The following is a 25,350-nucleotide window of genomic DNA, read 5'->3' as shown; positions in this document are numbered from 1 at the left end:
CTACGGGGAGGGCTGCATCCTGCCCTGTTACCGGGGTGTGATGGAACCGGCGGCGATGAAACCCAAAGAAAGGAGCGTGAACCCATGAGCCGACTTGTGATCGCAGAGAAGCCCTCCGTGGCACAGAGCATCGCCTCTGTGCTGGGGGCGGGGAACCGAAAGGATGGCTACCTGGAAGGCGGCGGGTATCTGGTGAGCTGGTGTTTCGGCCACCTGGCGGAGCTTTCGGATGCCTCTGCTTACAACCCGGACTATGCCAAGTGGCGCTATGAGGACCTGCCGATCCTGCCGGAGAAATGGCAGTATTCGGTGGCCGCCGACAAGAAAAAGCAGTTTGACCTGCTCAAAAAGCTGATGGAGCGGTCCGATGTGACCGAGGTGGTGAACGCCTGCGATGCCGGGCGTGAGGGAGAGTCCATCTTCCGCACCGTCTACAACCTGACCGGCTGCAAGAAGCCCATGCTCCGGCTGTGGATTTCCAGCATGGAGGATGCCGCCATCCGGGAGGGCTTTTCGTCCCTCAAACCGGGCGGCGACTATGACGGGCTGTATGCGTCCGCCCTGTGCCGGTCCAAAGCCGACTGGCTGGTGGGTATCAATGCCACCCGGCTTTTCAGCGTGCTGTATCACCGCACTTTGAACATCGGGCGGGTGATGTCCCCAACGCTGGCCCTGATCGTCCAGCGGGAGGCCGAGATCAGCGCCTTCAAGCCGGTTCCGTTTTATACGCCGGTCCTGGACTGCGGAGGATTTTCTGCCGCCGGTGAGAAATGCGCCGAGAAAGCGGCGGCCCAGGCGGTGGCGGATGCCTGCAAAGGCCAGCCCGCCCTGGTCCAGACTGTGGAGCAGAAAGAAAAATCGGAAAAGCCGCCTGCCCTCTACGACCTGACAACCCTCCAGCGGGACGCCAACCGGCAGCTTGGCTACACAGCCCAGCAGACCCTGGACTATCTCCAGGCATTGTATGAAAAGAAGCTCTGCACCTATCCCCGCACCGACAGCCGGTATCTGACCGCCGATATGGAAGGGACGGTTCCGGCTCTGGCGGCTGCGGCGGCGAAGATCTGCGGGGTGGCTGTGCCGGACACCGTTCTGGCCGCCCAGGTATGCAACAGCGCCAAAGTCACCGACCACCATGCCATCGTCCCCACCGAGGGAGCTGGCCGGGCGGATGTGGAGGCCCTGCCTGCCGGGGAACGGGAAATCCTGCGTCTGGTGGCGCGGGAGCTTCTTTGCGCCACCGGCTCCCCTTACCGCTACCAGGAAACGGCTGTCACTCTGGACTGCGGCGGGAACCAGTTTTTGGCCAAAGGAAAGGCCATCACCGCTCCGGGCTGGAAAGCCTATCAGCGGGAAAAGGCAGACCCGGCAAAAGAAAGCGTCCTACCGGACGGACTGACAGAAGGAATGACGCTCCCTGTCACCGCTGTCACCATCAAGGAGGGCAAGACCACCGCCCCCAAGCACTACACCGAGGATACGCTGCTCTCCGCGATGGAAACGGCTGGCGCAAAGGATATGCCGGAGGATGCGGAGCGCAAGGGCATCGGCACACCGGCCACCCGCGCCGGGATATTAGAAAAGCTGGTGTCTACCGGCTTTGTGGAACGCAAGAAGCAGAAAAAGGCCACCAACCTTATTCCCACGCAGATCGGCGTTTCCCTGATTACCGTCCTGCCGGAGCAGCTTCAATCGCCGCTTCTGACTGCGGAATGGGAACACCAGCTCAAAGAGGTGGAGCGCGGTGAAGTGAAGCCCAGCGCCTTCATGGACGGTATCTGCAATATGCTCCGGGACCTGGTGGGGACCTACAAGGTGATTGACGGTTCCCAGGTGCTTTTCCCCTCTGACCGGGAGACGGTGGGCAAATGCCCCCGCTGCGGCGGGGCTGTCACCGAGCGCAAGCAGGGATTTTTCTGCGAAAACGCTGGCTGCCGGTTTGTCCTTTGGAAAAACAGCAAGTTTTTCACCGCCAAGAAAAAGAACCTCACCAAGTCGGTGGCCGCCTCTCTCCTGAAAGATGGCCGGGTGAAGCTCACCGGCTGCTATTCGGAGAAAACCGGCAAGACCTATGACGCAACGGTGGTGATGGAGGACACCGGCGAAAAGACCAACTTCAAGCTGGTGTTCGGGAATGGATAAGCCCCGCATGACGGAGGGCCAGCTTCGGCGCGCCCGAAAGCTGATCCGCCGCCTGTGCGCCAACTATGACGAGGGAAACTGTCTGGCCCTGGATGAAGGCGAGGGATGTGTCTGTGTGCAGAGCATTTCCTACTCCCTTCTCTGCCGGTATTTTAAGGAGGCGGTCCTGCCTGCGGATGCGGAGCTGTGCGCGGCCATCGGCCAAGGAGCCGATGATCTGAAACGCTGCCGGTCCTGCGGCAAGCCCTTCCAGGCCAGAAGCAACCGGGCCTTGTACTGTCCCCGCTGCGCCGCTTTTGAACAGCGGAAGAAAACCCGTGAACGGGTGCGCCGCCACCGGGGGCAGATGTAACGCTTTCGGGGCCGGAAAGCCCAGGTATTTCAAGGCATTTCCGGCCCCGTTTGTGCGTTGCCGTATGTTTTCCCCTTTCCCCCTCAAAACCGTGTTTGAAACCGTTACAAAACCAACGCCAAGCTGTTTTCGTCCAGCAAGTTTACAATTCATCTATTCCCAAAGGCAGCCGGTCATAGTATAATAGGGTCAACGACAAATATACTTTTAGGGGGATATAGCAATATGAAAAGCAATAGATACTTAACTATTGGCTTATTAACAGGATTTATTGTCGGTGGTTGCATAGGTGTGTTGGCATGGGCGTTTTTGCAAAATCTTTTTGCTATTCCTATTTGTGCAGGTATCGGAATGTTGATTGGAATTGTTATAGGTACATTGATTGATTATGAAAAAAATAATCATCAAGAGAAATAGCAAAAATGTATAATGCCTTAAAGGAAAGATCCTAATTTATCGTGCTATCCATCATCGGGCCAACCTGATCTGAACTTTCAAAACTGAATACCAGCCGCCACCGGCGGCACCACCGAGCAGGAAATCAAAACGCTTTCCTGCTTTTTTCATGCCATTTTCAAGAAAGGAGCTGAAATCTCATGGCTGATAAGCCCACCAACAAGGAACGCCTGAAAGACCTGGGTGAGAAGATCGAGGCAGGCATCCGGGAAGTGTTTGACAGCGGCAAGTATGCTGAATATCTGAAAGTCATGTCCCGCTTTCCCACCTACTCCGTCAATAACCAGATGCTGATCCGCTTACAGCGCCCTAACGCGACTAAAGTGGCCGGTTACAACAAGTGGCAGCAATTTGAGCGCCATGTAAAGCGGGGCGAACATGGCATTACGATTATTGCCCCCACACCTTATAAGAAGAAAATCGAGGAACAGAAGCTCGACCCGGACACCAAGGCCCCGGTACTGGACGCCAACGGCAAAGTGGTGATGGAGGAAAAGGAAATTGAAATCCCCACCTTCCGCCCCATCAAAGTGTTTGACTACGCACAGACCGAGGGAAAGCCGCTGCCCCAGCTTGCCGCCGACCTGTTCGGGAATGTCCAGCATTACGAGGCTTTCATGGAGGCCCTGCGGCGCACTTCGCCGGTTCCCCTGACCATCGAACCGATGCAGGACAACATGGACGGCTTTTTCAGCCCCACCGCCCAGCGCATCGCCATCCGGCAAGGGATGAGCGAGGTCCAGACCGTATGTGCCTGCATCCATGAGATGACCCATGCCACCCTGCACAACTATGAAAAGCAGAGGGTGGAGGCCGCTGCCGGGGACCCGTCCAAGGAGCCGCCCAAGCCCAAGCCGCACCAGATCGAGGAAATTGAGGCGGAAAGCACTTCCTACATGGTCTGTCAGTATTTCGGCATCGAAACCGGGGAGAACAGCTTCGGCTATGTGGCCTCCTACTGCAAGAACCGGGAGCTGTCGGAGCTTCGTGCCTGCCTGAATACCATCAACAAAACTGCTGGCAGCATGATTGCCGGTATCGAAAAGCACTTTGCCGAGGTCTGCAAGGAACAGGGCATTGACCTGTCCGAGCAGAAAAAAGAGCCGGAGCAGACGGTCCCGGCTGCGGAAGAACCGGCAGCGGAGGAACCCGCCGCGCCGGAGCTGGACCCCATCGACCAGCTTGCCTCTGACATCGACCAGTTTGCCTTTGAGTTTGACCCTTATGAATACCGGGACCAGGTGGAGGACCGGGAGGCTGCGGTGAAAGACCTGGCGGCTTCTCTCCGGCATGGCGGGGCGCGTGGTGTTCAGGACTGGCTCCAAAGCGTACTGGATGAAAACGAACCTGGGGAAGATACCGCAAAGGCTGCGGAGCTGATGCAGCGGCTGGACCAGCTTGCGCCTGAGCAGGAAAAGCTGCTGCTTCTGGATGAGGCGGTGTATCTGCATCTGCAAACCACCGAGGGCGGCTATGACTACACCCTCTATGACAAAGACACCCTCCGCCAGATGGATGGCGGCCAGTTGGACGCGCCGGAGCTGCCCCTGTCCACCGCCGCCCTGGAAATCTGTGAGATGCACGACCTGGGAGGCCAGTCCATCAAGTATGCGCCCCTTGCCATGATTGAAACCTTGCAGGAGGCGGCCTATCAGCAGATGCAGGAGGCAGCGGCCCAGGCCGCCGCCCCGGAAAGTACCATGCTGCCGGATGCCCCGGAGCAGGCGCTGGATGAGTACCCCATGCCGGACCCGATGCTCACGCTGGATGATCTGGAAAAGTGCGGCTACCGGGACGGGGATATGCTCCCCCTCTCCAAAGAGCGGGCGATGGAGCTTTACGAGCGGGATCTGACGGTGTATGCGGTGGTGGATGGCGGAAGCGCGGAAATGCTGTTTGACCGGGAGGAATTTGACACCCAGGCCGCCGGGACCATGTATGCCGTTTCCCGCGAGGAATGGGAGGAAAGCCCGGAGTTCGATGCGCGGGTGCAGGACCGCCTGAACCACCAGGAAGAACGGGAACGGGCATTTCTTTCCCATGAGGGGGACTGCTTCGCCATTTACCAGGTGGCCGAGAATGACCCGCAGAGACTTCGCTTTATGAATATGGACTGGCTGAACGCCCATGACCTTTCTGTGGAGCGTGGCAACTATGATCTGGTCTATACCGCTCCGCTCCCGGAAACCGGCAACATTGACGGGCGGCTTCACAAGCTGTTTGAACAGTTCAATTTTCACCGCCCGGCAGACTTCCACAGCCCATCCATGAGTGTCAGCGACATCGTTGCGATAAAAAGGGATGGCGTGGTATCCTGCCATTACTGCGACAGTGTTGGCTTTCAGGAAATCCCCGGCTTTCTCCCGTCCAATCCGCTGAAAAATGCGGAAATGACCGTTGAGGATGATTACGGCATGATTGACGGCATCATCAACAACGGCCCCAAAGCAACGGTGGCGGAGCTGGAGGCGCAGGCAAGAAGCGGACAGCCCATTTCCCTGATGGACCTGGCAGATGCCGTCCACCGGGAGGAACGGGACAAGAAAAAATCTGTGATGGAACAGCTCCGGCAGAGTCCGAAACAGGAGCGGAAAAAGACGGCGCCCAAAAGGAGCGCGGAAAGGGAGCTTTGATATGAACAACTTTACCTTTGAAGAAATCAACCTGATGTGCATTTACAATTCCGGGGACGGGACCCGCCAGGAGCTGATCGAGGCCCTTACCGAGATGCGCGGCTACCTGGGCGCAGATGAGACGGAGCTTTTAGAACTTACCGACTCTGCCCTAAAAAAGCTGTCCGCCATGACCGATGAAGCATTTGCCGAGCTGGAACTGTACCCGGATTTTGACAGCGAGGACAATGCCTATGATGAGTAACCTGGAATTTTATTCTGCGATGGCCAGCTACACCGCCACACACCTGACGGATAGCTGGCAGAGATGGACGGCATTTCTCACCACCGCCTCCCGGCTGTATAAGTACCCCTTCCACGAGCAGCTTATGATCTTCGCCCAGCGCCCGGACGCAACGGCCTGTGCGGAATATGACCTCTGGAACGACACCATGCGCCGGTATGTGCGGCGCGGCTCCAAGGGCATCGCTCTTGTGGACAATTCCCGCGAAAAGCCCCGGCTTCGGTATGTGTTCGACATTTCCGACACCGGCCTGCGGAAAAATTCACGCCATCCCTTCCTGTGGGAGCTTCGCCCGGAGCATGAGGCGGCGGTGGCCCAGGCGCTCACCGAGCGGTTTGGCGCGCCGCCGGAAAACAACCTGGCGGAACAGCTTGAAAGCATCGCGGCCCAGCTTGTCAGCGAGTATTGGGTGGAACACAAGCGGGACATCCTCGACATCGTTGACGGGAGCTTTCTGGACGGCTATGATGAATTTAACATCGGAGTGCAGTTCAGAAATGCCGCAACGGTCAGCATTACCTACTCGCTGCTGTCCCGGTGTGGATTGGAGCCGGAAGGCTACTTCGACCATGAGGACTTTTTAAGTATCTTCGATTTCAACACCCCGGAGGCGGTGGCCGCCCTGGGAACGGCGGTCAGCCAGAGCAACCAGCAGGTGCTGCGGCAGATCGGCATTACCATCCAAAACTATGAACGAGCCAAATTCGCGGAAAGGAGCGTCACACATGGAGAACAACCTGACTTACACCAAGAACGGAGATTATCTGATCCCCGACCTGAAGCTGGAAGAAACGAAACCCCTGGGCCGGTACGGGAGGATGCGCCGGGATTATCTGAAGGAGCATCGGCCGGTCCTGTTCAACGCCATGATGGTGAACGGGAAACTGTACCCGCACCTGAACGAGATCGAGCAGACCATGAACCGGCGTCTGGAGCAGATGATGCCGGAGCTGATGCAGGCAGCGGGCGTGACGGAGGAATTGAAAGCCCGCGATCCGATGACCTGGGTGGGGCTGATGAACAACTGCAAAGCCCAGGCGGAGGAAATCCTTCTGACGGAGCTTATATACAGCTAACCCTGTTCCCCTCGGAACAGGAACAAATACGGCGGATTGATGAAGGGCCAGGCGTTTTTGCGTCTGGTCCTTCTGCTGTCCCGGAGCCGGAACCGGCCCCGCCAGCACCGGCGGCCCCTCGCCGGGCGCTTACCCAGGCCGACATTGATGCCGCCATCCAGGAATGGAACGGCAATATCGAAAGCAAACACGCGGTTGCCCGCTATATGAAGGACCATGCCCGTGAAAAGGACACCGCCGCCTGGCTGCGGCAGGAATACGGCGATGCGCTGCCCGCCTTTCCCGTCACAGCGGATGGCGCGGCGGGCGATGTGCCGTGGCCCAAAGTACAGCGCCGGATCGCCCAGCTCATCAAGGAAGATCGGTTCTATACCGAAGTGGAACAGGATCGTTTTGACAACATCGACCCTATCGCCATCCGGGAGGCCCTGGCCGAGCGCGGGATCGTGGACGGCCAGGTGGCGGACCCGGAAAAGCTGGACAATGACCCTTTCATCCAGCAGGTGATGCAGGATGTGGAGACCATCGCAGCCGAGGAACGCACCGAGCCTGGGCCGGAGCCGCCTGTGTCGGACTTATCCGGTCAGCCTGTCACCCGCGAGGGAGACACCATTACCATCGGGAACGGGGAGCCGACCCATGAGATCGACATTACCGTTTCCGATGAGGAATACGAGGCCATCCAGCAGGCCATCCCAGAGGAAAAGGTCTATGACCCTGCCGCGCCGGTCTACCATGAAGGCGATACGGTCTACCTGGAAAATCAGGAGTACCAGATCACGGAGCTTCGGGAAGATACGGTACAGCTTCTTCCTTCCGGTATGGCTTACCCCATCTTCCGGGCCGAGAGCCGGGAGCGGTTTGAGCAGCTTCTGAAAAACGACCTGAGAAACGGCCCCATTACCGAGTTTCTTTCCACTGACCCGGAGAAAGCGGACCAGGACCTGCGGGAAGTGCTGACTTCCGGCCTGTTTACCTGGCAGGACAAGGAGTACATTTCCCGCTGGCTGCGGGATGGCGAGGGCAACACCAAAATCGCCAAGCGGCTTTCTGAGCTATATTCCGGGCGTGTGGAGACGATGGACCTTGCGACCGGGGATATAGCGGACTACCGCACCTTCACCACCAGCGTTGAGGTGGAGATCCTGGATCATGAGGAACGAAAACTTGCTACCCTGGCATACCGCTGGGAGGAACTCACACCGCTTCTGCGGGGGCTGTATGTGAAGGAGCAGGACGGCTTCTTTCAGGACCCGGAAGGCTTCGCAGAGCGGCACACACCTCCCCTGGAAGGAACCCCGTCCTACCAGGTGGGCGACCCTGTGACGCTCCCTGCGCCCGACCACCCCATCACCGGCACGATTGATGCCATTGAAGATACAACGGTCCGCATCTACACCGGGCCTTATGCCTGGAGCTATGATGTCATCAGCCGGGAACAGTTTGAAACCTGGCTGCGCCAGGATGAACGAAACGCCGGACTGTTCACGCCGGAGGAAAAAGAAAACCTTGCGCCGGAAATTACTTCTGAGCCGGTAACGGTCTATCCGGGGGACAAAAACGGACTTCCCTATGATGTGGTGGTGGAACGGCTGCGCGTAGATGAGCCGGAACCCACGCCGCCGGAACCGGCCCCATCTGCGGAGCAGACTGACCATCAGGAAAACACGGACCAGCCCCGCCGAACCGGGCAGAACTTCCGCATCACGGACGATCACCTGGGGGAAGGCGGGCCGAGGCTCAAATATCAGGCCAATATCACCGCCATCCGGCTGTTGAAGGAGCTTGAAGCGGCGGGCCAGCAGGCCAGCCCGGAACAGCAGGAAGTGCTGTCCCGGTATGTGGGCTGGGGCGGCGTGCCGGAGGCTTTCGACCCGTCCAAAACTGCCTGGGCCAAGGAGTATGCCGAGCTGAAGGAGCTTTTGACCCCGGAGGAATATGAGGCGGCGCGGGCCTCCACCCTGAACGCCCACTACACCAGCCCTATGGTGATCCGCGCTATTTATGAGGCCGTGGAGCAGATGGGCTTTCACAGCGGCAACATTCTGGAACCGTCCTGCGGCGTGGGCAACTTCTTCGGGATGCTCCCGGAGAGCATGAGCGAAAGCAAGCTGTACGGCGTGGAGCTGGACAGCATCACCGGGCGTATCGCCCGCCAGCTCTATCCCAATGCCCGCATCGAGGTCAACGGCTTTGAGAAAACGCAGTACCCGGATGGCGTTTTTGACCTTGCCATCGGAAATGTGCCGTTTGGCAACTACCGGGTGAGTGACCGGCCCTATGACCGGCACAACCTGCTGATCCACGATTACTTCTTTGCCAAGACCATCGACAAGGTGCGGGCAGGCGGTATCATCGCCTTTATCACTTCCAACGGCATCAGCGGCGGCACGATGGATAAAAAGGACGCGCACGCCAGAGAGTATATGGCCCGGCGCTGCGACCTGCTGGGCGCGGTCCGCCTGCCGAACACCACCTTCCGGGCCAATGCCGGGACAGATATTGCGATGGACATTGTTTTCCTGCAAAAGCGGGAGGTTCCCCGGATGCAGGGCGAGCCGCTGCCGGAATGGGTGGAGACAGACCTGTTACGCACAAACACTTATACGGATAAGGACGGGCGGGAACGACACGACCATGTGACCATGAACCGCTACTTCCGTACCCACCCGGAAATGGTGCTGGGCGACCTGGATATTGTGACCGGGCCGTTTGGCCCCCAGCTCGTCTGCAATCCGAGGGATGGCGCAGACCTGGAACAGCAGCTCCGTGAAGCGATGCAGCATATCCAGGGCCGCTATACCGAAGCCGAGCTGCCGGATCTAGGCGAAGGCGAGGACATCGACACCTCCCTCCCGGCAGACCCGGATGTGAAAAACTATTCTTACACGGTGGTCGATGGCGCGGTGTACTACCGGGAAAACAGCCGCATGGTGCGCCCTGACTTAAACGCCACCGCCGAGGCCCGCATCAAGGGGCTGGTGGAGCTGCGGGACTGTGTGCAGCGGCTCATCGACCTGGAAATGAACGCCGCCATGCCGGATGCCGCTATCCGGGAACAGATGGCGGAGCTGAACCGGCTCTATGATGCCTTTTCTGCCAAGTACGGCCTTATCAATGACCGGGCGAACCGGCTGGCCTTTGCCGATGACAGCAGCTATTACCTGCTCTGTGCGCTGGAAGTGCTGGACGAGGATGGCAGGCTGGAACGCAAGGCGGATATGTTCACCAAGCGGACCATTAAGCCCCATGAGGCGGTGGCCTCTGTGGACACCGCTGCCGAAGCCCTGGCAGTCTCCATTTCGGAGAAAGCCTGTGTGGATATGGGCTATATGGCTTCGCTCACCGGCAGGACCGGGGACGAGCTGGCCGAGGAACTGCGGTGCGTGATCTTCCAGGTGCCGGGGATTACGGAGCCGGACGGAACGCCCCATTATGTGACCGCCGATGAATACCTGTCCGGCAATGTCCGGCAGAAGCTGCGCCAGGCACAGCGGGCGGCAGAGCGCGATCCGGCGTTTTCCGTCAATGTGGAGGCGCTTACCGCCGCCCAGCCCAAGGACCTGGATGCCTCTGAGATTGAGGTGCAGCTGGGTGCGACCTGGATTGACAAAGAATACATCCAGCAGTTTATGTACGAGACTTTTAAGACCCCGCCCTATCTGCGGGATGTAATCGAGGTGAAGTATGTCCCTTACACCGCCGAATGGCAGGTGACGGGGAAAAACTCTGTGGGCTACAACAATGTGGCCGCCTACACCACTTACGGGACCAACCGGGCCAACGCCTATAAAATCCTGGAGGACAGCCTGAACCTGCGGGATGTCCGTATCTATGACACGGTGGAGGATGCGGACGGAAAAGAGCGCCGGGTATTAAATGCCAAGGAAACCACCCTGGCCGCGCAGAAACAGCAGGCCATCCGGGAGGCATTTAAGGACTGGATTTGGAAGGACCCACAGCGGCGGCAGGCATTGGTGCGCCAGTACAATGAAGAAATGAACAGTACCAGGCCCCGCGAGTATGACGGCAGCCATATCGTCTTTGGCGGCATGAACCCGTCCATCACCCTGCGGGAGCATCAGAAAAACGCCATTGCCCATGTGCTGTACGGCGGCAACACGCTGCTGGCCCATGAAGTGGGCGCGGGCAAGACCTTTGAGATGGTGGCTGCCGCGATGGAGGCCAAACGCCTGGGGCTGTGCCAGAAATCCCTTTTTGTGGTCCCGAACCACCTGACCGAACAGTGGGCTTCGGAGTTCCTGCGATTGTACCCCTCGGCCAATATCCTGGTGACAACCAAAAAGGACTTTGAGAAGCACAACCGCAAGAAGTTCTGCGCTCGGATCGCCACCGGCGACTATGATGCCATCATTATCGGACACTCGCAGTTTGAGAAAATCCCCATCAGCAAGGAACGCCAGGAGCGGCTTTTGCGGGAACAGATATGGGAAATCACCGAGGGCATCTCCGAGGTGGAGTCCAGCGGCGGGGAACGCTTCACGGTGAAACAGTTGGAACGGACCAAGAAATCCCTGGAGGCCAGGCTGGAAAAGCTGCAAGCGGAAGGCCGCAAGGATGATGTGGTAACTTTTGAACAGCTCGGCGTGGACCGGCTCTTTGTGGACGAGGCGCACAACTACAAAAACCTGTTCCTCTATACCAAGATGCGGAATGTGGCGGGCCTCTCTACTACGGACGCGCAGAAATCCAGCGATATGTTTGCCAAGTGCCGCTATATGGATGAGATCACGGGCAGCCGGGGCGTTATCTTTGCCACCGGCACGCCGGTTTCCAACAGTATGACGGAGCTTTACACCATGCAGCGGTATCTTCAATATGACCGGCTTCAGGAGCTGGGCATGGCGCACTTTGACTGCTGGGCCAGCCGCTTCGGGGAGACAGTGACCGCTTTGGAGCTTGCCCCGGAAGGGACCGGCTACCGGGCCAGGACCCGCTTTTCCAAGTTCTTCAACCTGCCGGAGCTGATGAACCTGTTCAAAGAGATCGCGGACATCAAGACCGCCGACCAGCTCCATCTTCCCACCCCGGAGGTGGAATACCACAACATCGTGGCCCAGCCCACCGAACATCAGAAAGAAATGGTGAAGGCCCTCTCCGAGCGGGCGGCCAAAGTACACGGCGGAAGCATTGACCCCAGGGAGGACAATATGCTCAAGATTACCAGCGATGGCCGCAAGCTGGGGCTGGACCAGCGGATCATCAACCCGCTGCTGCCGGATGAGCCGGGAACCAAGGTCAATCAGTGTGTGGATAATATCATGCAGATCTGGCGGGACGGGCAGGCTGATAAGCTGACACAGCTCGTTTTCTGCGATATTTCCACACCCCAGGCGAGTCCCGCCAGAAAGGTGGCGAAGGCACTGGACAATCCGACCCTGCACGCCCTGGAAGATGCGGTGCCGCTGCCGGAGCCGGAACCGGCCTTTACGGTGTATGAGGACATCCGGCAGAAGCTCATCGCCCAGGGGATGCCTGCCGAACAGATCGCGTTTATCCATGAGGCCAATACCGAAGTGCGGAAAAAGGAGCTGTTTTCTAAAGTCCGTACCGGCCAGGTGCGCGTTTTGCTCGGCAGTACCCAAAAGATGGGAGCCGGGACCAATGTGCAGGACCGCCTTGTGGCGCTGCATGACCTGGACTGCCCCTGGCGGCCCGGCGACCTGGCCCAGCGGAAGGGCCGCATTGAGCGCCAGGGCAACCAGAATGAAAAGGTCCATGTATTCCGCTATGTGACCGAGGGGACCTTTGACGCATACCTCTGGCAGACGGTGGAGAACAAGCAGAAATTCATCAGCCAGATCATGTCCTCGAAATCGCCGGTGCGAAGCTGTGATGATGTGGACGAAACGGCGCTCTCCTTTGCCGAGATCAAGGCCCTGTGCGCCGGGGACCCCCGCATCAAGGAGCGCATGGACCTGGATGTGGATGTGTCCCGCCTGAAACTGATGAAGGCCGACCATCAGAGCAAGCAGTACCAGATGGAGGATAACCTGCTGAAATACTTCCCGAAGCAAATCGAAAAACACAAAGGCTTCATCAAGGGGCTTGAGGCAGATATGGGAACACTGGCCGCCCATCCCCACCCGGCGGACAGCTTTGCCGGGATGGAGGTGCGGGGCGATACCCTCACCGATAAGGAGAACGCCGGTGCCGCCCTTTTGGATGCCTGTAAGGAAGTGAAAAACGCCGAGCCGGTCCAGGTGGGAAGTTACCGGGGCTTCGCCATGTCGGTGTCCTTTGATGCCTTCCGCCAGGAATATACCCTGCAACTGAAAGGCCAGATGACCCATCAGGCCACCCTGGGCGCAGACCCGCGCGGCAACCTGACCCGCATCGACAATGCCCTGACGCAGATGCCCCAGCGGTTAGAAAGCGTGAAAGCCCAGCTTGATAACCTCTACCAGCAACAGGCCGCCGCAAAGGAAGAAGTCGGCAGGCCCTTCCCTTATGAGGATGAGCTGCGGGAGAAATCGACCCGGCTTACAGAGCTGGACACACTGCTCAACATTGACAGCAAGGCCCCCGGCCAGCAGGAAACCATCGTTGCCAAAAGCACACGCCCCTCCGTCCTGGAGGGGCTTCGCCGTCCCATGCCGCCGAGAGCGGCAGACAAAAAATCCAAAACCCATGAGGAGGTGCGATAACCATGACACAGGAAGAAATGCTGACAGCCCTTTATGAGAAGATGGCTGCTGAACAGGACAAGTACCGCGACTGGCTGAAAGGCCAGCCTGCGGCGGAGGTCCTGAACCATGCCTACGAGTACACGGTCCGGGAGGACATCGTGATGTGCATGGAGGAATTGGAGCTGACCGAGGCCCAGACAAAGGCGCTCTTGGCTTCACCCACGCCGCTGGCCGATGTTTACAAGGACTTTGAGAAGCTGGAAACCAGCTACATGGATGTGATCCGGGACACCATCGAAACCAGGGCCAACGAGCTATATCAGGCCCAGGAAAAACTGAAAAACATGCCCCTCTATCCCCATTCGGCGGCGTATGCGTCCGAGCATGGAGAGATGGAACAATACAACGCTTCATTTCAGGCAAGTCATGCCTGCAAGGAGGCCATCGAGCAGGCAATCAGCCGCCATTACAGCAATAACCGTCTGGATGCCGAAGCCGCTGTGAACGATGTATTAGAACAGTTCGGGGCGGACCGGGTACAGTATGTGCTGGCCAACACGGTCCGGCATAAGGAATGGGATGGGCGCATCTCCCGCGACAATAAGGCATGGGCCAGCACGATGCCCCTGCCGGAAGGCAGTCCCCAGGACCGGCACAGCGAGTATCTGGTGGTGGACCGCTGCAACCCCGGCCTGACCGACCTGTTTCTGAAGCAGGTACGGCAGCTTGCCGGGGAACGGGAAAAGCCCTCTGTCCGGGAGAAACTGCAAAAGGCTCCGGCGGCTCCCCGGCGCTCTGCCCCGGCCAGGAAGAAAGAGGCGGAGCGTTGATATGGCGAACCGGGAACGGGAAATCCAACTGAAATTCCGCGTCACGCCGGAGGAAAGGGATCTGATCGAGGCAAAGATGGCCCAGCTCGGCACACAGAACATGGCGGCCTATCTGCGGAAGATGGCCCTGGATGGGTATGTGGTCCGTCTGGAATTGCCGGAGCTTCAGGAGATGGTATCTCTGCTGCGCCGGAGCAGCAACAACCTAAACCAGCTCACCCGGCGCGTCCATGAGACGGGGCGCATCTATGATGCCGACCTGGAAGATCTGCGGCAGGGACAGGAAAAGCTGTGGGAGGCGGCGGAGCATATCCTCTCGGCATTGGCGGCCCTGAAATAAGGGTGCGGGGCGGCGGCCAGAACTTTGGCTTGCCGCCCCGCTTTCTTTTTTGGCCGCATCCTTGCAAAAAGAAGCTGGGGCCGCTATGCTGAAATCAGAAACGAAAACAGCGCACGAGGTAAAGGAGCTGATTGCGATATGCTGACACACGAAAAAGTGCTGAAGGTGTTCGGCCCGTATCTGGATGCCGACCCTGACTATGAGGTGGTAAAGACCAGCCGGGGCTATACGCTGCTGGCCTGGAACAACCGCCGGGAGGAATGGTTCAGCGCCGAGTTCTGCAAGACCCCGGAGGACCTGCGGGATGCCCTGTTAGATGCCTATGTGAATTACCTGGAATATGTTGTCACCGATGAGGACCGGGACCCCACCGAGCAGGAAATGCGGGAAATCCAAAAGAAGCGGCAGGCGATGTATGAGGAATGTATGAAGGAGGGACTGTGATGAGATTGATTTTGAAGATTTTGGCCGCGCCCCTGGTGGTCGCCCTGACCCTGTTCGTCTGGATTTGTACCATTCTTTTGTACTGCACCGGCATGGTCCTTGGGCTGGCCGCTTTGGTGGTGGCCCTTTTAGGGGTGGCTGTGCTTGTGACCTACTCCCTGCAAAACGGCATCATCCTGCTGGTGATTGCCTTTCTTATCAGCCCGATGGGACTGCCGACTGTAGCGGCCTGGCTGCTTGGAAAGGTCCAGGGCCTACGGTATGCAATCCAGGACCGCGTTTATAGGTGAACACACCGCCTGGATATGGTATAATCGGAACATGGAAAGGCGGTGGCGGCATGGGGGCCAGCAACAAGGTCTGCCCGGTATGCGGCAGGAAAATGAAACAGCAGTTCATCGGCTTGCAGCACTGTAAATGCGGCATAAGCTGGAAAAAGGACATTGGATTTTTTGAGCGCACCAGCGACATGGTGTTTGCTCTGGAACGGCGGGCGGAGGGCAAAAAGGTAAAACAGATTCCCGTGATCCGGCGCAAAGACTGAACAGAATACCATCAACAAAGGCGGCCTGCAGATGCAGGCCGTTTTGCTGTGAAGGGAGGTTTTTTCATGGCAACCACGCGGCTCATGCCCCTGCACACCGGCAAAGGCCGGACGGTGGGGACGGCCATCAGCGACATCATCGACTATGTTCAAAATCCGCAGAAAACAGACAACGGCAGGCTCATTACCAGCTATCAATGTGACAGTCGAATTGCGGATGCGGAGTTCCTTTTCAATAAGCGGCAGTATATCGCCGCCACCGGCCGGGTACGGGGCGAGGACGATGTGATTGCCTATCATCTCCGGCAATCCTTTGTCCCTGGTGAGATCACGCCGGAAGAAGCAAACCGGCTGGGCTGCGAGCTGGCGCGGCGTTTCACCAAGGGGAAACACGCCTTCATTGTCTGTACCCATATTGACAAGAAACACATCCATAATCACATCATTTTCGATGCCACCGCTCTGGACTACCAGCGGAAGTTTCGGAACTTTTGGGGCAGCACCCGCGCGGTCCGGCGGCTCAATGATACCATCTGCATAGAGAACGGATATTCCATCGTAGAGAACCCGAAGCCGCATGGAAAGAGCTATAACAAGTGGCTGGGTGATCGGGCAAAACAATCCCAGCGGGAGACGCTGCGGGTGATGATCGACCAGGCCCTGGAGCAAAAGCCCGCCGACTTTGATGCCTTGCTGAAGCTGCTGGAAGGGATGGGCTGCGAGGTGTCCCGCCGTGGGCAATCGTACAGCCTCAAAGCGCCTGGATGGGACAATGCTGCCCGCATGAGTAAAAAGCTGGGCAAAGGGTACAGTGAAGCCGAGCTTCGTGCGGTTCTGGCCGGAGAAAAGGAACATACCCCCACCAGGGCCACACTCCACCCGGAGCCGAAACAGGCTGTGAGCCTGATGGTCGATATTCAGGAAAAACTCCGCGCTGGCAAAGGGGCCGGTTATCAGCGATGGGCCACCGGCTTCAATCTGAAGCAGATGGCGCAGACCATGAATTATCTCTCCGAGCATAAACTGCTTGATTACAAAGTGCTGTCTGAAAAGACAGCGGCAGCCATCGCCCGATACAATGAATTGTCCGCGCAGATCAAGGCGGCGGAAAAGCGAATGACAGAGATTGCGGTTCTCCGTACCCACATCATCAACTACGCCAAAACGCGGGAGGTCTATGTTGCCTATCGCAAAGCCGGGTATTCAAAAAAGTTCCGCGCCGAGCATGAGGCGGACATCCTTTTACACCAGACCGCAAAGAAATCATTTGATGAGCTGGGAATGAAAAAGCTCCCCACCGTCAAGAGTTTGCAGACGGAATATGCGGAGCTGATGGCACAAAAAAAGGCAGCCTATTCCGGCTACCGAAAGGCCCGTGATGAGATGAAGGAGCTTCTGACCGTCAAGGCCAATGTGGACCGCATCATGGGCTATGAGGAAGAAAAGCAGACAGAGAAAGATCACACCAAAGAACGATAAGCGACTACTCTAGGATGTAACGCCGCTCTCCAGGCCCTTATGAATATGATGATCCTATGCTAAACTTCGCGGCGGCTTTAGGAGGGAGCCGCCGCGAAGCAAGAATAGCTAATGCCCAATGGAATTATGTTGGCAAGGCAATTTTGACCTCTAACCCATGCGGTTTTGTTTCCGAAAAATGTATTTTCCCTTGATGTGCCTTTACAATCTGACGCACGATTTTCAAACCCAATCCATGCTCTGTATCGCCGTCACTTTTTTGCGAGCTGGAAATATCTTCGTTGCTGTTCAGCGCGCTCAGTTGAGGCTCACTCATGCCATGTCCATTATCAGAAACAACGAAAACGCAACTATTCTCATGGATGCCTACGGAAAATTCAATCTTACATCCTGCCGGATTATGGACAATACTGTTGCGAATTAAGTTTCCCAGCATCCGCTGCAACAGCAAATTATCCCCACTAAGTTGTATGGTTTTCCCCGGCTGCTCTTCATAAAACTCTATCTCAAACTGCTCTGGTATGCCGTCATTCAGTATTCCGCTTACGACCTGTCTTGCCAGTTCCACGGCATCAATATTCTGTTTGTGAATTGCCTGCATGGAGTATTCTAACTTTGTTGTCAAGTTCAAATCAGATACTAAATTTTTCAACTTTTTGCTTTGACTAAGAATAATACCAGCCTGCTTTCTGGTTTTCTCTGGCAGGTCGAGCGTTTCTTCAATTTCGCTTGCATAGCCCAAAATCATAGAAAGAGGAGTGCGTATATCATGAGAAATTCCCCTGATCCATTCCGCGCGCGTGTTGTCCTTTTTTAATAGATACTCGCCAGCTTTATTTAAGCCAGCATTGATTTCTGCTAATTCTCCGGCTTCCTCCAGATGGACAGGCTTCCCGGCTGAAAGATGTCGTATGCCATTCAAAATCGGTTCCATAGCTTTTTCAACTCGATGGATATTTCGGATAAATAAATACAGCATCAATAGGATGTTAATGCAGATAGCCGCTAAAAATCCATACGCAATCGGCCCAACATACTTGGCTTTGATTGAAATGTAGTAATTTGTTATATCTCCCGGTGGAAAGCCAACCACCAAAAGGCTATCCTGTCGGTTCCAAATATTAACTGGATAATCGTTAAGATACCAGCGGCTAAACATGGCAATGTCCATAGACGAATAATGATATGGCAATTCTTCTGGCAGGTTTTCTTCCCAAATGACCGCACCATCCCCATCCAAAATCATAGCCCATGCATTTGCCTTATTTAGCATTTCTGTTGCCTGTTCATCCCCCACAAGTTGTCCATCTTTCAAAGTGATATGATTGGAAAGATTTTCAATGGGAAAATTTGAATCTGCAACATTTTCCAAATAAGCAACTGCTAGATACGAGCCAACTAACAAAACATTAACAGTCAGAAAAAGGACTACAATGCCAATCGAAGAAAAAATATAGCGCCGAAAAAATCGTTCTGTTGCGTTCATGTTTGCGCCCCCTTTATATTCAGGCGATAGCCTATTCCCTTGATTGTCACAAGCGCAACTGGCTTTGAGGGATTTTCCTCAATCTTTTCCCGCAAATGCCGGATATGAGTTGCCAATGTGCTTTCATATCCTTGCCAGAAGTCACCGCAAATGGCCTGACACAAGGAGCCGGTAGTAACTATACGGCCTGCGTTTTCATATAACTTTTCAAAAAGCTGAAACTCTTTGGCTGTCAATGAAATGATTTCCCCATTACGTTGCACGATTGCTTTTTCCAAATCAACGGTTGCAGCGTCCAAAAACACCTTGCGCTCTTTTTCCGGGTAGACTCTTTTTAATATAGCCTGTACTCTGAATAGCAATTCTTTCGGCAAAAATGGTTTCAAAAGATAATCGTCTGCACCATTTTCAAAACCCATAAACTTATCCTCTGCTTCGCCACGGGCTGTCAGCATTAATACAGGGATTTTGCTTGTCTTTCGGAGTTCTTTTAATATAGCAAATCCATCCATGCCCGGCATCATAACATCAAGGATCATCATATCAGGCATTTGCTCTTTACACATTTTTAATGCAGCTTCGCCAGAGGAGGCTGTCAATACCTGTGTAAATCCTGCTCGCTCAAAAATGGACTTTACCATTTCCAGTAACTCATATTCATCGTCCACTACAAGAATCATTCTATCGTTCATAAGGAACCCCCTTTGTGTTCTGTTCTTATTATACTGCAAGATGTATAGATTGCCTATTCTGCCTTTGAAATCTCAAAGCAAACTCAAAGTTGCCTCAAAGTTATCTCAAAGTTGGTGTGATATGCTGATTATGAAATAAAAAAGGAGGCGCAAGCTATTATGAGTGATTACATTATTGAAACGCATGATCTGACGAAAAGATACGGCAATCAGATCAGCGTTTCCCATCTGAATATTCATGTGAAAAAGGGCCGTATCTATGGATTGTTGGGGCGCAACGGTGCAGGTAAGACCACGACAATGCGTATGCTGCTGGGACTGACAGCCCCCACGTCCGGCGAGGTAACAATTTTTGGGAAACACTTTCAGGGCAACGAAAAGAAAATCCTGCCCCGGATTGGCTGCCTGATTGAGTCACCCGGCTTCTATCCCAATTTAACGGGAACAGAAAACTTGAAAATTTTTGCTACTCTGCGTGGTTTGAAAAATCCAAAGTACATTAAAAACGCTCTGGAGCTTGTCAATCTGCCTTACCGGGATAAGAAGCTGTTTTCACAATACTCCCTTGGTATGAAGCAGCGTTTGGCAATCGCATTAGCTGTCATGCACAATCCTGAATTGTTGATTTTGGACGAACCAATCAACGGCCTTGACCCCATCGGCATTGCCGAAGTGCGAGATTTTATCCGGGAATTGTGCGATGCCAGCGGTAAAACCATTTTAATTTCCAGTCATATTCTTTCGGAAATTTCTTTATTGGCAGATGATGTTGGCATTATTGACCATGGAAAGCTGCTGGAAGAAGAAAGCCTGAAAGAGCTGGAGGCTAAAAACGCCAAATTCATCCACTTCTGCGTATCGGATGCACAAAAAGCCGCGCAAATTATTACTACAACATTTTCCAGCAAGGATATTCGGCTTGCAGATGCCAATAATCTATATCTTTACAATACGACTCTGCCGGTAGCAAAGATTAACCGTTCTTTTATTGAGGCTGGCATTGACATTCAGGAGGCCCACCTCTGTGAGGACACTTTGGAGGACTACTTCAAAAAGATAACGGGGGGTGAAGGGATTGCTTAACTTGATTAGGTGTGAGTTTTGGAAACTGAAAAGAAAAATGTTCGTACAGTTGGTATTAGCAGCATCTTTTTTGTTTCCTATCCCTCTGACCGCCATTATCTATTATCTAAACACAGCCCAGGATAAATATGCTACGAAAGCCGCAGCTTTTGATGCTCTTTGGCAATCTGTGATAGGGTTCGGTATGCTGTTGCTTCTCCCTTGTATTTTAGGAATTGTTGCGGCCCTCCTCTTTTTTATGGAACGCGATAACGATACCTTTAAGAACCTGCGGACAATCCCAATAACAAGTTCACAGATGGTCGTTGCAAAGTGTATTGTTTTACTTTTGTTTAGCGTTGTATTTTGTATATCTTCAACCGTGGCATCTATACTTTGTGGCTTTGCTTTTTTTGGAGTAACAGATGTTCTGTTTAAGATACTGTTTTCTGCTGTTTATGGATTGTTAATTGCATTTAGCGCATTGCCATTGGTATTGCTGATTGTATTCTTCAGCAGATCCTATATCTTTTCTATTATGCTTTGCGTATTTTACAGTGTATTCAATCTGCTTGCTACATTTTCTATGACAGCACTCCCGAAATGGCTTGTGCTTACCTTGCCCACACCGAGCATTATGATGTGGGGAACGCAGCAAATGGCTTCTCGCATTGCTGTAAACGACACAGAAGATTTGCAGAATTTCATTCAAATGGGGCTAATTCCTTCCACCCCTCAACTGATTATAACTTTGGGGCTAATTGGGGCTGTTTCTCTTCTTCTGGCGGTCTATCTTTATAAGAAAAGGAGTGAGTGAAATGGTGACAATTATAAAAACCGAGTTTATAAAACTGAAAAGATACTTCATTATCTGGATTGGCGTGTCCCTCATGCTTCTCACGGTCTTGTTGACTCTGTTTACTACAATGGCTGATGATGGAATGACATGGGATTACCAATTTCTTTTTGAACAGGTGGTCAAAAATTTTGTAACGATGATATTTCCAATGTGTATTACGCTGATTAGCGGGTATATGATCTCTCGTGAATATACAGATGATACATTAAAAAATATTGAAACATTACCTATTTCGTTCCAAAAACTTTTGGCAGGCAAATTGATTGTTTCCGCAATACTGTCTCTTTTTTTAGGAGCCGTATGCTTTGCCTTCACAGTCATTGCGAATTTTATTATGGGATATGAGGGAGTTTCTTTAGTCTCTGCACTTACCGGACTGGTGCAAATGACATTGTTAGGCTTTTTTCTTTACTTGACGATGCTGCCGATTATTGTCCTTACAAGCCGGCAGAGGAGCAGTTTCCTTGTCGGGGTTATTGTAGCCTTTGTATATGGCTTCATAGGAATGTTCGCAAATGGAGCGTTGGAATCCATCTATCCAGTTACTGCTGCGCTCGGTCTAATCAATTATCGTTCTGGAACAGAGGGCGTTATGTGGAACAAAGGGCTGTGTCTCATTAGCGTTCTAGCCATGTGCGCTATCGGCATTGCGTTTATGTTTATAAAACCAAAGCCTGAAAAGAAAGAGGTTAAAAAAACAAATCGCCCAGCACATAAAAAGGGTTGGTAAATGAAAGAGAGGTAAACTTTATGACTTCTAAGAAAAAGATTGGAATTGTGCTTGTTATTGCTGTGTTGGCAATCATCTTTATGACCGTAGCTTTTCTTACTACGCAAACCAATACAGACTACTATACACAGATTGATAATCGCTGGGTAACGGATATTGCACCGCATGGTGCTATGAACTATAAATATACATTGGTTGCCTATGATGATAGCGGGAATGCGAAAGATATTACTTTTGAGACAAGTAAAGTTCTTACAGATGATGCGTACCTATGCTTGAAAGTGGCTCCCATTAGAGGGGTTGTAACATGGGCTGAAGTACAGTTTGATGAATTGCCTTCTGCTGTTCAAGAAAAGTATAATGAGTAACCTTTTAGGACGACAATAAATACCGAAAGTGTGGTGAGTGTGGCATGAAAAGGCTGAAAAAACTGATAAAACGGCTCTTTCTTTTGACAGTAGTTGTAATTGTCATTGCTGGTTGTGTACTAGCTGGAAGCGGCTATAAAATGTATCGTGACGCACTCAATCACCAGGGCCTTGAAAGTAAGGTTGCCGAAATTCAGTCTAATCCCAGCTATACTACATTGTCTGAAATGCCAGAGCTATATTTGGATGCAGTGGTTGCAGTGGAGGATCATCGCTTTGAACAGCATTTAGGGATTGACTTAATTGCAATAGGCCGGGCTGCATGGAATAACCTGACTTCATGGAGCTTGCGGGAAGGCGGAAGTACCATTACCCAGCAGCTTGCCAAAAATATGTATTTCACACAGGAAAAGAGCTTCATCCGAAAGATTGCTGAAATGTTTATGGCGTTCCGGCTGGAAAGCAGCTATACAAAAGATGAAATTTTAGAGCTGTATCTTAATTCCATATATTTCGGTGATGGCTATTACTGTGTTCGAGATGCCAGTCAAGGATACTTTGGGAAAGACCCCATTGATATGACGGATTATGAAAGTACCCTGCTGGCGGGTATTCCTAATGCCCCGTCTGTTTACTCGCTGACAGCAAATCCCGACTTGGCAGAACAACGACAACAATATGTTATTCAGCAGATGGTGAAATACGGATATATAAGCGAGGGTGAGGGGAAAAAAATTATTGCAGTAAGAGGATAATGGGAAAGGCGGAACAAAAGAAAGAATGAAAAAACTGCTTATCGTAGATGATAACTTAGATTTTTTGGGCTTTTTAGTTTCTATTTTGAAACAGCATTTTGAAGTTTATGAGGCATCAGGAGTAAAAGAAGCCTTGCAAGTGTTGGAAAATACCGAAATTGAAGCAGTCTGCGCTGATTTCAATATGAAGGATGGCTCAGGTTTAGACTTACTTAGAGAAATACGGCAAAAGAATTTGACTATTCCATTCCTGCTCATGTCCGGTGATGATACGATGCTCGAAAAAGAGACTGAGCATTATGGCGCAGTGTTCTGTTGCAAAACCGATTATGACTTCATTGCGAAAGTAAAAGCATTAGCAAATCCCGAACCCGAAACATAATATTTTAATCATCTGCCGGACGACGGCAAAAGAAAAAAAGCCGTCGTTCAGCAGACAATCATCATGCCATAATTCTATCGCGGCGGCTTTGAACAAATCAGGGCCGCCGCTCTTTTGTACCCTCGAAGGAATGACGACCACAAGCTAAAGATCACGGCGGCTTTAGGAGGGAGTCGCCGTGAAGCGAGAACAGCTTCGACATAATCCGGCAGGAATTTACCTGCCAAAAAAAGTCTGTCCCCGGCAGCGGGGACTTATACCCAAGAAGATGAACTATACCATGTAGGCAAACAGCAAAGCACACCAGAAAGCGTCTGGCTGGCGTATGACCAGTCAGGCGTTTTCTGTCGTATCCTGCGGTTCTCCATAGGGTGCCGATCTCCGCCGTCCCCGTTTCAATTCACCCGTTAACCCCTGAATTGAAATGGAGGACAAATATGTTCAATAAGAAAAGTGAATACGCGCAGAATAAACGCGAGAAAGATAGCATCATCTACATAAGTGTGAATGGACGCATCCGGCTCACCCGCGCAGACTTTGCCAGCGAGGAAGAATTTCTCCGCTGGAAACAATGGTCCGATGAGGATTATTATGAGACAGAACGCCGGGGGCGCGGCTACTATGACAATGGGGTTCCTTTGGACGAAAACATAAGCGCGGCAGGTGCGGTGGCGTCTGCGGAGGATGAGTATTTCCGTGAGCAGATGGCTGATGAAATCGAAGCCACTCGGAAGGCTCTGTGTCAGGAGCGCATGGCCAAGGTGAAGGCACTTCTGACCGCCAGGCAGTACCGCCGGATCTGGATGTATTTGGCCGAAGAAAAATCCATCACAGAGATTGCCAAGGCTGAAGGACTGTCTAAAGCCAGCGTATCTCGTTCTGTTGCTGTGGCGCTTCGTAAGCTCCGCAAACTGCGCTAAACAGAAAAAACTATACACAAGTGCTAATGCCGATAATCACCTAATGAATTGAGCTTTACGGGAGGGAAAGCCTTTGGTGGCTTTCCCTCTTGTCTGCTCATCGGCGCAGGACGGGAACCGGGTCAAGAGTGCGAAGCACCGCCCACCGGCGACTTGCTCTTGATGCGGTTTCTGTCCTGTGCTATCCATCGCCTGGGCGATTGAAAAAGCGTTCTATCAGAACGCGCAGCCAGCTCCAAAATGGAGCTGTTTATGGGGGCTTGGGGGCAGCGCCCTCAACAAGCAACCTGGGATCTTCGCACCAGCGAAAATCCCAGGTTTGGCCTCGGTGGGTCCCACGAGGCATTGCTTGCCGGTTTCTCGTACCCCGTATTTATGCCCTTTCGGGCGGTATTTCTTCAAATGAGAAAAGAGGACGCTTACACATCCTCCTTCTCATCATCCGCATCTTTCAATTTGATGGCTCCGTCAATGACACCTTCCACAATGGGCAGATACTTCTCCGGGCAAAGCTGTAATTTGTGGCTTGTCCGTTGGCGCTGCTCACTGTCCTCCCGAAGCAGCTCCGGGTTGAAGTAGCGTTCTGCGGGCAGCTTGCAAATGCGGATGAGCTGCATCACAACCGGCACGCTCGGTATTGTGCCGCACAGCTCAATATTTGCAAGATAGCGCGGGTCAATGCCGACCTTTTCGGCCAGCTCCCGGCGGGACATTTTCACAGCTTCACGCGCCTGCTGAACATCTGCTCCGAAAGTTTCAAATCCAGGGCAATCTTTTACATTCGGCATATCACATCACCCTATTACATTCTATTGTTCATAGGATGTGCTGGGAATGATGTGATATGTGATTTAGGTTCATTTTATA

At 53.4% G+C, this 25,350-nt stretch carries 24 protein-coding genes; 20 read left to right on the top strand and 4 right to left on the bottom strand.

Annotation, left to right across the window (positions count from 1 at the left end):
- The first annotated feature begins 84 nt into the window (after positions 1-84).
- The 5 genes from H9L42_RS04140 (at position 85) to H9L42_RS04120 (ending at position 5,827) form a co-directional block, all read left to right on the top strand.
- Positions 85-2,142, top strand: coding sequence for a type IA DNA topoisomerase (locus H9L42_RS04140; RefSeq protein WP_187302124.1), 2,058 nt, complete (start codon positions 85-87; stop codon positions 2,140-2,142).
- Positions 2,135-2,494 carry a cysteine-rich VLP domain-containing protein gene (locus H9L42_RS04135; protein WP_154238902.1) on the top strand — a complete coding sequence of 120 codons (360 nt, stop codon included), beginning with the start codon at positions 2,135-2,137 and terminating at the stop codon, positions 2,492-2,494. Before H9L42_RS04140 ends, H9L42_RS04135 begins: the two co-directional genes overlap by 8 nt.
- 225 nt (positions 2,495-2,719) lie before the next feature.
- Complete coding sequence (locus H9L42_RS16965) at positions 2,720-2,911, top strand: hypothetical protein (RefSeq protein WP_243235645.1); 192 nt, start codon at positions 2,720-2,722, stop codon at positions 2,909-2,911.
- A gap of 179 nt (positions 2,912-3,090) precedes the next feature.
- A complete protein-coding gene (locus H9L42_RS04125) occupies positions 3,091-5,583 on the top strand; it encodes a YodL domain-containing protein (protein ID WP_187302122.1) in 2,493 nt (830 codons plus the stop codon).
- A gap of 1 nt (position 5,584) precedes the next feature.
- The gene (locus H9L42_RS04120; RefSeq protein WP_087989205.1) at positions 5,585-5,827 is read left to right on the top strand and encodes a transposon-transfer assisting family protein; all 243 of its coding nucleotides are present in this window, start codon (positions 5,585-5,587) and stop codon (positions 5,825-5,827) included.
- A 301-nt stretch (positions 5,828-6,128) separates the two neighbouring features.
- Here H9L42_RS04120 and H9L42_RS16960 read toward each other — a convergent pair whose 3' ends face one another.
- On the bottom strand, positions 6,129-6,437 hold the full coding sequence (locus tag H9L42_RS16960) for a hypothetical protein (RefSeq protein ID WP_243235644.1): 309 nt from the start codon (positions 6,435-6,437) through the stop codon (positions 6,129-6,131).
- A 118-nt stretch (positions 6,438-6,555) separates the two neighbouring features.
- Between H9L42_RS16960 and H9L42_RS16955 the strand changes: the two genes are divergently transcribed.
- The 8 genes from H9L42_RS16955 (at position 6,556) to H9L42_RS04085 (ending at position 17,229) form a co-directional block, all read left to right on the top strand.
- Complete coding sequence (locus tag H9L42_RS16955) at positions 6,556-6,942, top strand: TnpV protein (protein ID WP_465270642.1); 387 nt, start codon at positions 6,556-6,558, stop codon at positions 6,940-6,942.
- A gap of 206 nt (positions 6,943-7,148) precedes the next feature.
- Entirely contained in the window at positions 7,149-13,610 is a 6,462-nt protein-coding gene (locus tag H9L42_RS04115) for an SNF2-related protein (RefSeq protein ID WP_243235642.1), read from the top strand.
- A gap of 2 nt (positions 13,611-13,612) precedes the next feature.
- Entirely contained in the window at positions 13,613-14,422 is an 810-nt protein-coding gene (locus H9L42_RS04110) for a DUF3848 domain-containing protein (protein WP_187302120.1), read from the top strand.
- Between the two features lies 1 nt (position 14,423).
- Positions 14,424-14,762, top strand: coding sequence for a plasmid mobilization protein (locus H9L42_RS04105; RefSeq protein ID WP_072849293.1), 339 nt, complete (start codon positions 14,424-14,426; stop codon positions 14,760-14,762).
- Positions 14,763-14,900: 138 nt separating this feature from the next.
- The gene (locus H9L42_RS04100; RefSeq protein ID WP_072849344.1) at positions 14,901-15,206 is read left to right on the top strand and encodes a hypothetical protein; all 306 of its coding nucleotides are present in this window, start codon (positions 14,901-14,903) and stop codon (positions 15,204-15,206) included.
- The gene (locus H9L42_RS04095) at positions 15,206-15,496 is read left to right on the top strand and encodes a CD1845 family protein (RefSeq protein WP_096348612.1); all 291 of its coding nucleotides are present in this window, start codon (positions 15,206-15,208) and stop codon (positions 15,494-15,496) included. Before H9L42_RS04100 ends, H9L42_RS04095 begins: the two co-directional genes overlap by 1 nt.
- Positions 15,493-15,750 (top strand): hypothetical protein, encoded by a 258-nt coding sequence (locus H9L42_RS04090; protein ID WP_243235641.1) that lies wholly within the window; start codon positions 15,493-15,495, stop codon positions 15,748-15,750. Before H9L42_RS04095 ends, H9L42_RS04090 begins: the two co-directional genes overlap by 4 nt.
- A gap of 66 nt (positions 15,751-15,816) precedes the next feature.
- On the top strand, positions 15,817-17,229 hold the full coding sequence (locus tag H9L42_RS04085) for a relaxase/mobilization nuclease domain-containing protein (protein ID WP_187302119.1): 1,413 nt from the start codon (positions 15,817-15,819) through the stop codon (positions 17,227-17,229).
- Between the two features lie 124 nt (positions 17,230-17,353).
- Here the strand turns inward: H9L42_RS04085 and H9L42_RS04080 are convergent, their stop codons facing one another.
- Together H9L42_RS04080 and H9L42_RS04075 are read right to left on the bottom strand one after the other, a co-directional pair.
- Entirely contained in the window at positions 17,354-18,715 is a 1,362-nt protein-coding gene (locus tag H9L42_RS04080) for a sensor histidine kinase (RefSeq protein WP_087415943.1), read from the bottom strand.
- Positions 18,712-19,407, bottom strand: a complete 696-nt coding sequence (locus tag H9L42_RS04075; protein WP_087415944.1) for a response regulator transcription factor — start codon at positions 19,405-19,407, stop codon at positions 18,712-18,714. Before H9L42_RS04075 ends, H9L42_RS04080 begins: the two co-directional genes overlap by 4 nt.
- Before the next feature lie 159 nt (positions 19,408-19,566).
- Here H9L42_RS04075 and H9L42_RS04070 point away from each other — a divergent pair, with 159 nt between their 5' ends.
- The 7 genes from H9L42_RS04070 to H9L42_RS04040 all read left to right on the top strand — a co-directional run bounded on the left by H9L42_RS04070 (position 19,567) and on the right by H9L42_RS04040 (position 24,483).
- Positions 19,567-20,490, top strand: coding sequence for an ABC transporter ATP-binding protein (locus H9L42_RS04070; RefSeq protein WP_087415945.1), 924 nt, complete (start codon positions 19,567-19,569; stop codon positions 20,488-20,490).
- Positions 20,483-21,286: an ABC transporter permease gene (locus H9L42_RS04065; protein ID WP_087415946.1), complete on the top strand. Its 804-nt coding sequence runs from the start codon at positions 20,483-20,485 to the stop codon at positions 21,284-21,286. The genes H9L42_RS04070 and H9L42_RS04065 overlap by 8 nt, the downstream gene beginning before the upstream one ends.
- 1 nt (position 21,287) lies before the next feature.
- Entirely contained in the window at positions 21,288-22,058 is a 771-nt protein-coding gene (locus tag H9L42_RS04060) for an ABC transporter permease (RefSeq protein WP_087415947.1), read from the top strand.
- Between the two features lie 20 nt (positions 22,059-22,078).
- Positions 22,079-22,426 carry a YxeA family protein gene (locus tag H9L42_RS04055; RefSeq protein WP_087415948.1) on the top strand — a complete coding sequence of 116 codons (348 nt, stop codon included), beginning with the start codon at positions 22,079-22,081 and terminating at the stop codon, positions 22,424-22,426.
- 44 nt (positions 22,427-22,470) lie between these two features.
- A complete protein-coding gene (locus H9L42_RS04050; RefSeq protein ID WP_187302118.1) occupies positions 22,471-23,181 on the top strand; it encodes a transglycosylase domain-containing protein in 711 nt (236 codons plus the stop codon).
- A gap of 25 nt (positions 23,182-23,206) precedes the next feature.
- On the top strand, positions 23,207-23,563 hold the full coding sequence (locus H9L42_RS04045) for a response regulator (RefSeq protein WP_187302117.1): 357 nt from the start codon (positions 23,207-23,209) through the stop codon (positions 23,561-23,563).
- Positions 23,564-24,000: 437 nt separating this feature from the next.
- Positions 24,001-24,483: a hypothetical protein gene (locus tag H9L42_RS04040; RefSeq protein ID WP_087415951.1), complete on the top strand. Its 483-nt coding sequence runs from the start codon at positions 24,001-24,003 to the stop codon at positions 24,481-24,483.
- Positions 24,484-24,902: 419 nt separating this feature from the next.
- Here H9L42_RS04040 and H9L42_RS04035 read toward each other — a convergent pair whose 3' ends face one another.
- Positions 24,903-25,271 carry a helix-turn-helix domain-containing protein gene (locus H9L42_RS04035; RefSeq protein ID WP_055163974.1) on the bottom strand — a complete coding sequence of 123 codons (369 nt, stop codon included), beginning with the start codon at positions 25,269-25,271 and terminating at the stop codon, positions 24,903-24,905.
- Between the last annotated feature and the right edge of the window lie 79 nt (positions 25,272-25,350).

This window comes from Zhenpiania hominis (assembly GCF_014333425.1).
Taxonomy (GTDB): Bacteria; Bacillota; Clostridia; order Peptostreptococcales; family Anaerovoracaceae; genus Hominibacterium; species Hominibacterium hominis.
The sequence above is the reverse complement of the archived record's forward strand: the minus strand, read 5'-3'. Positions and strand labels throughout refer to the sequence as shown.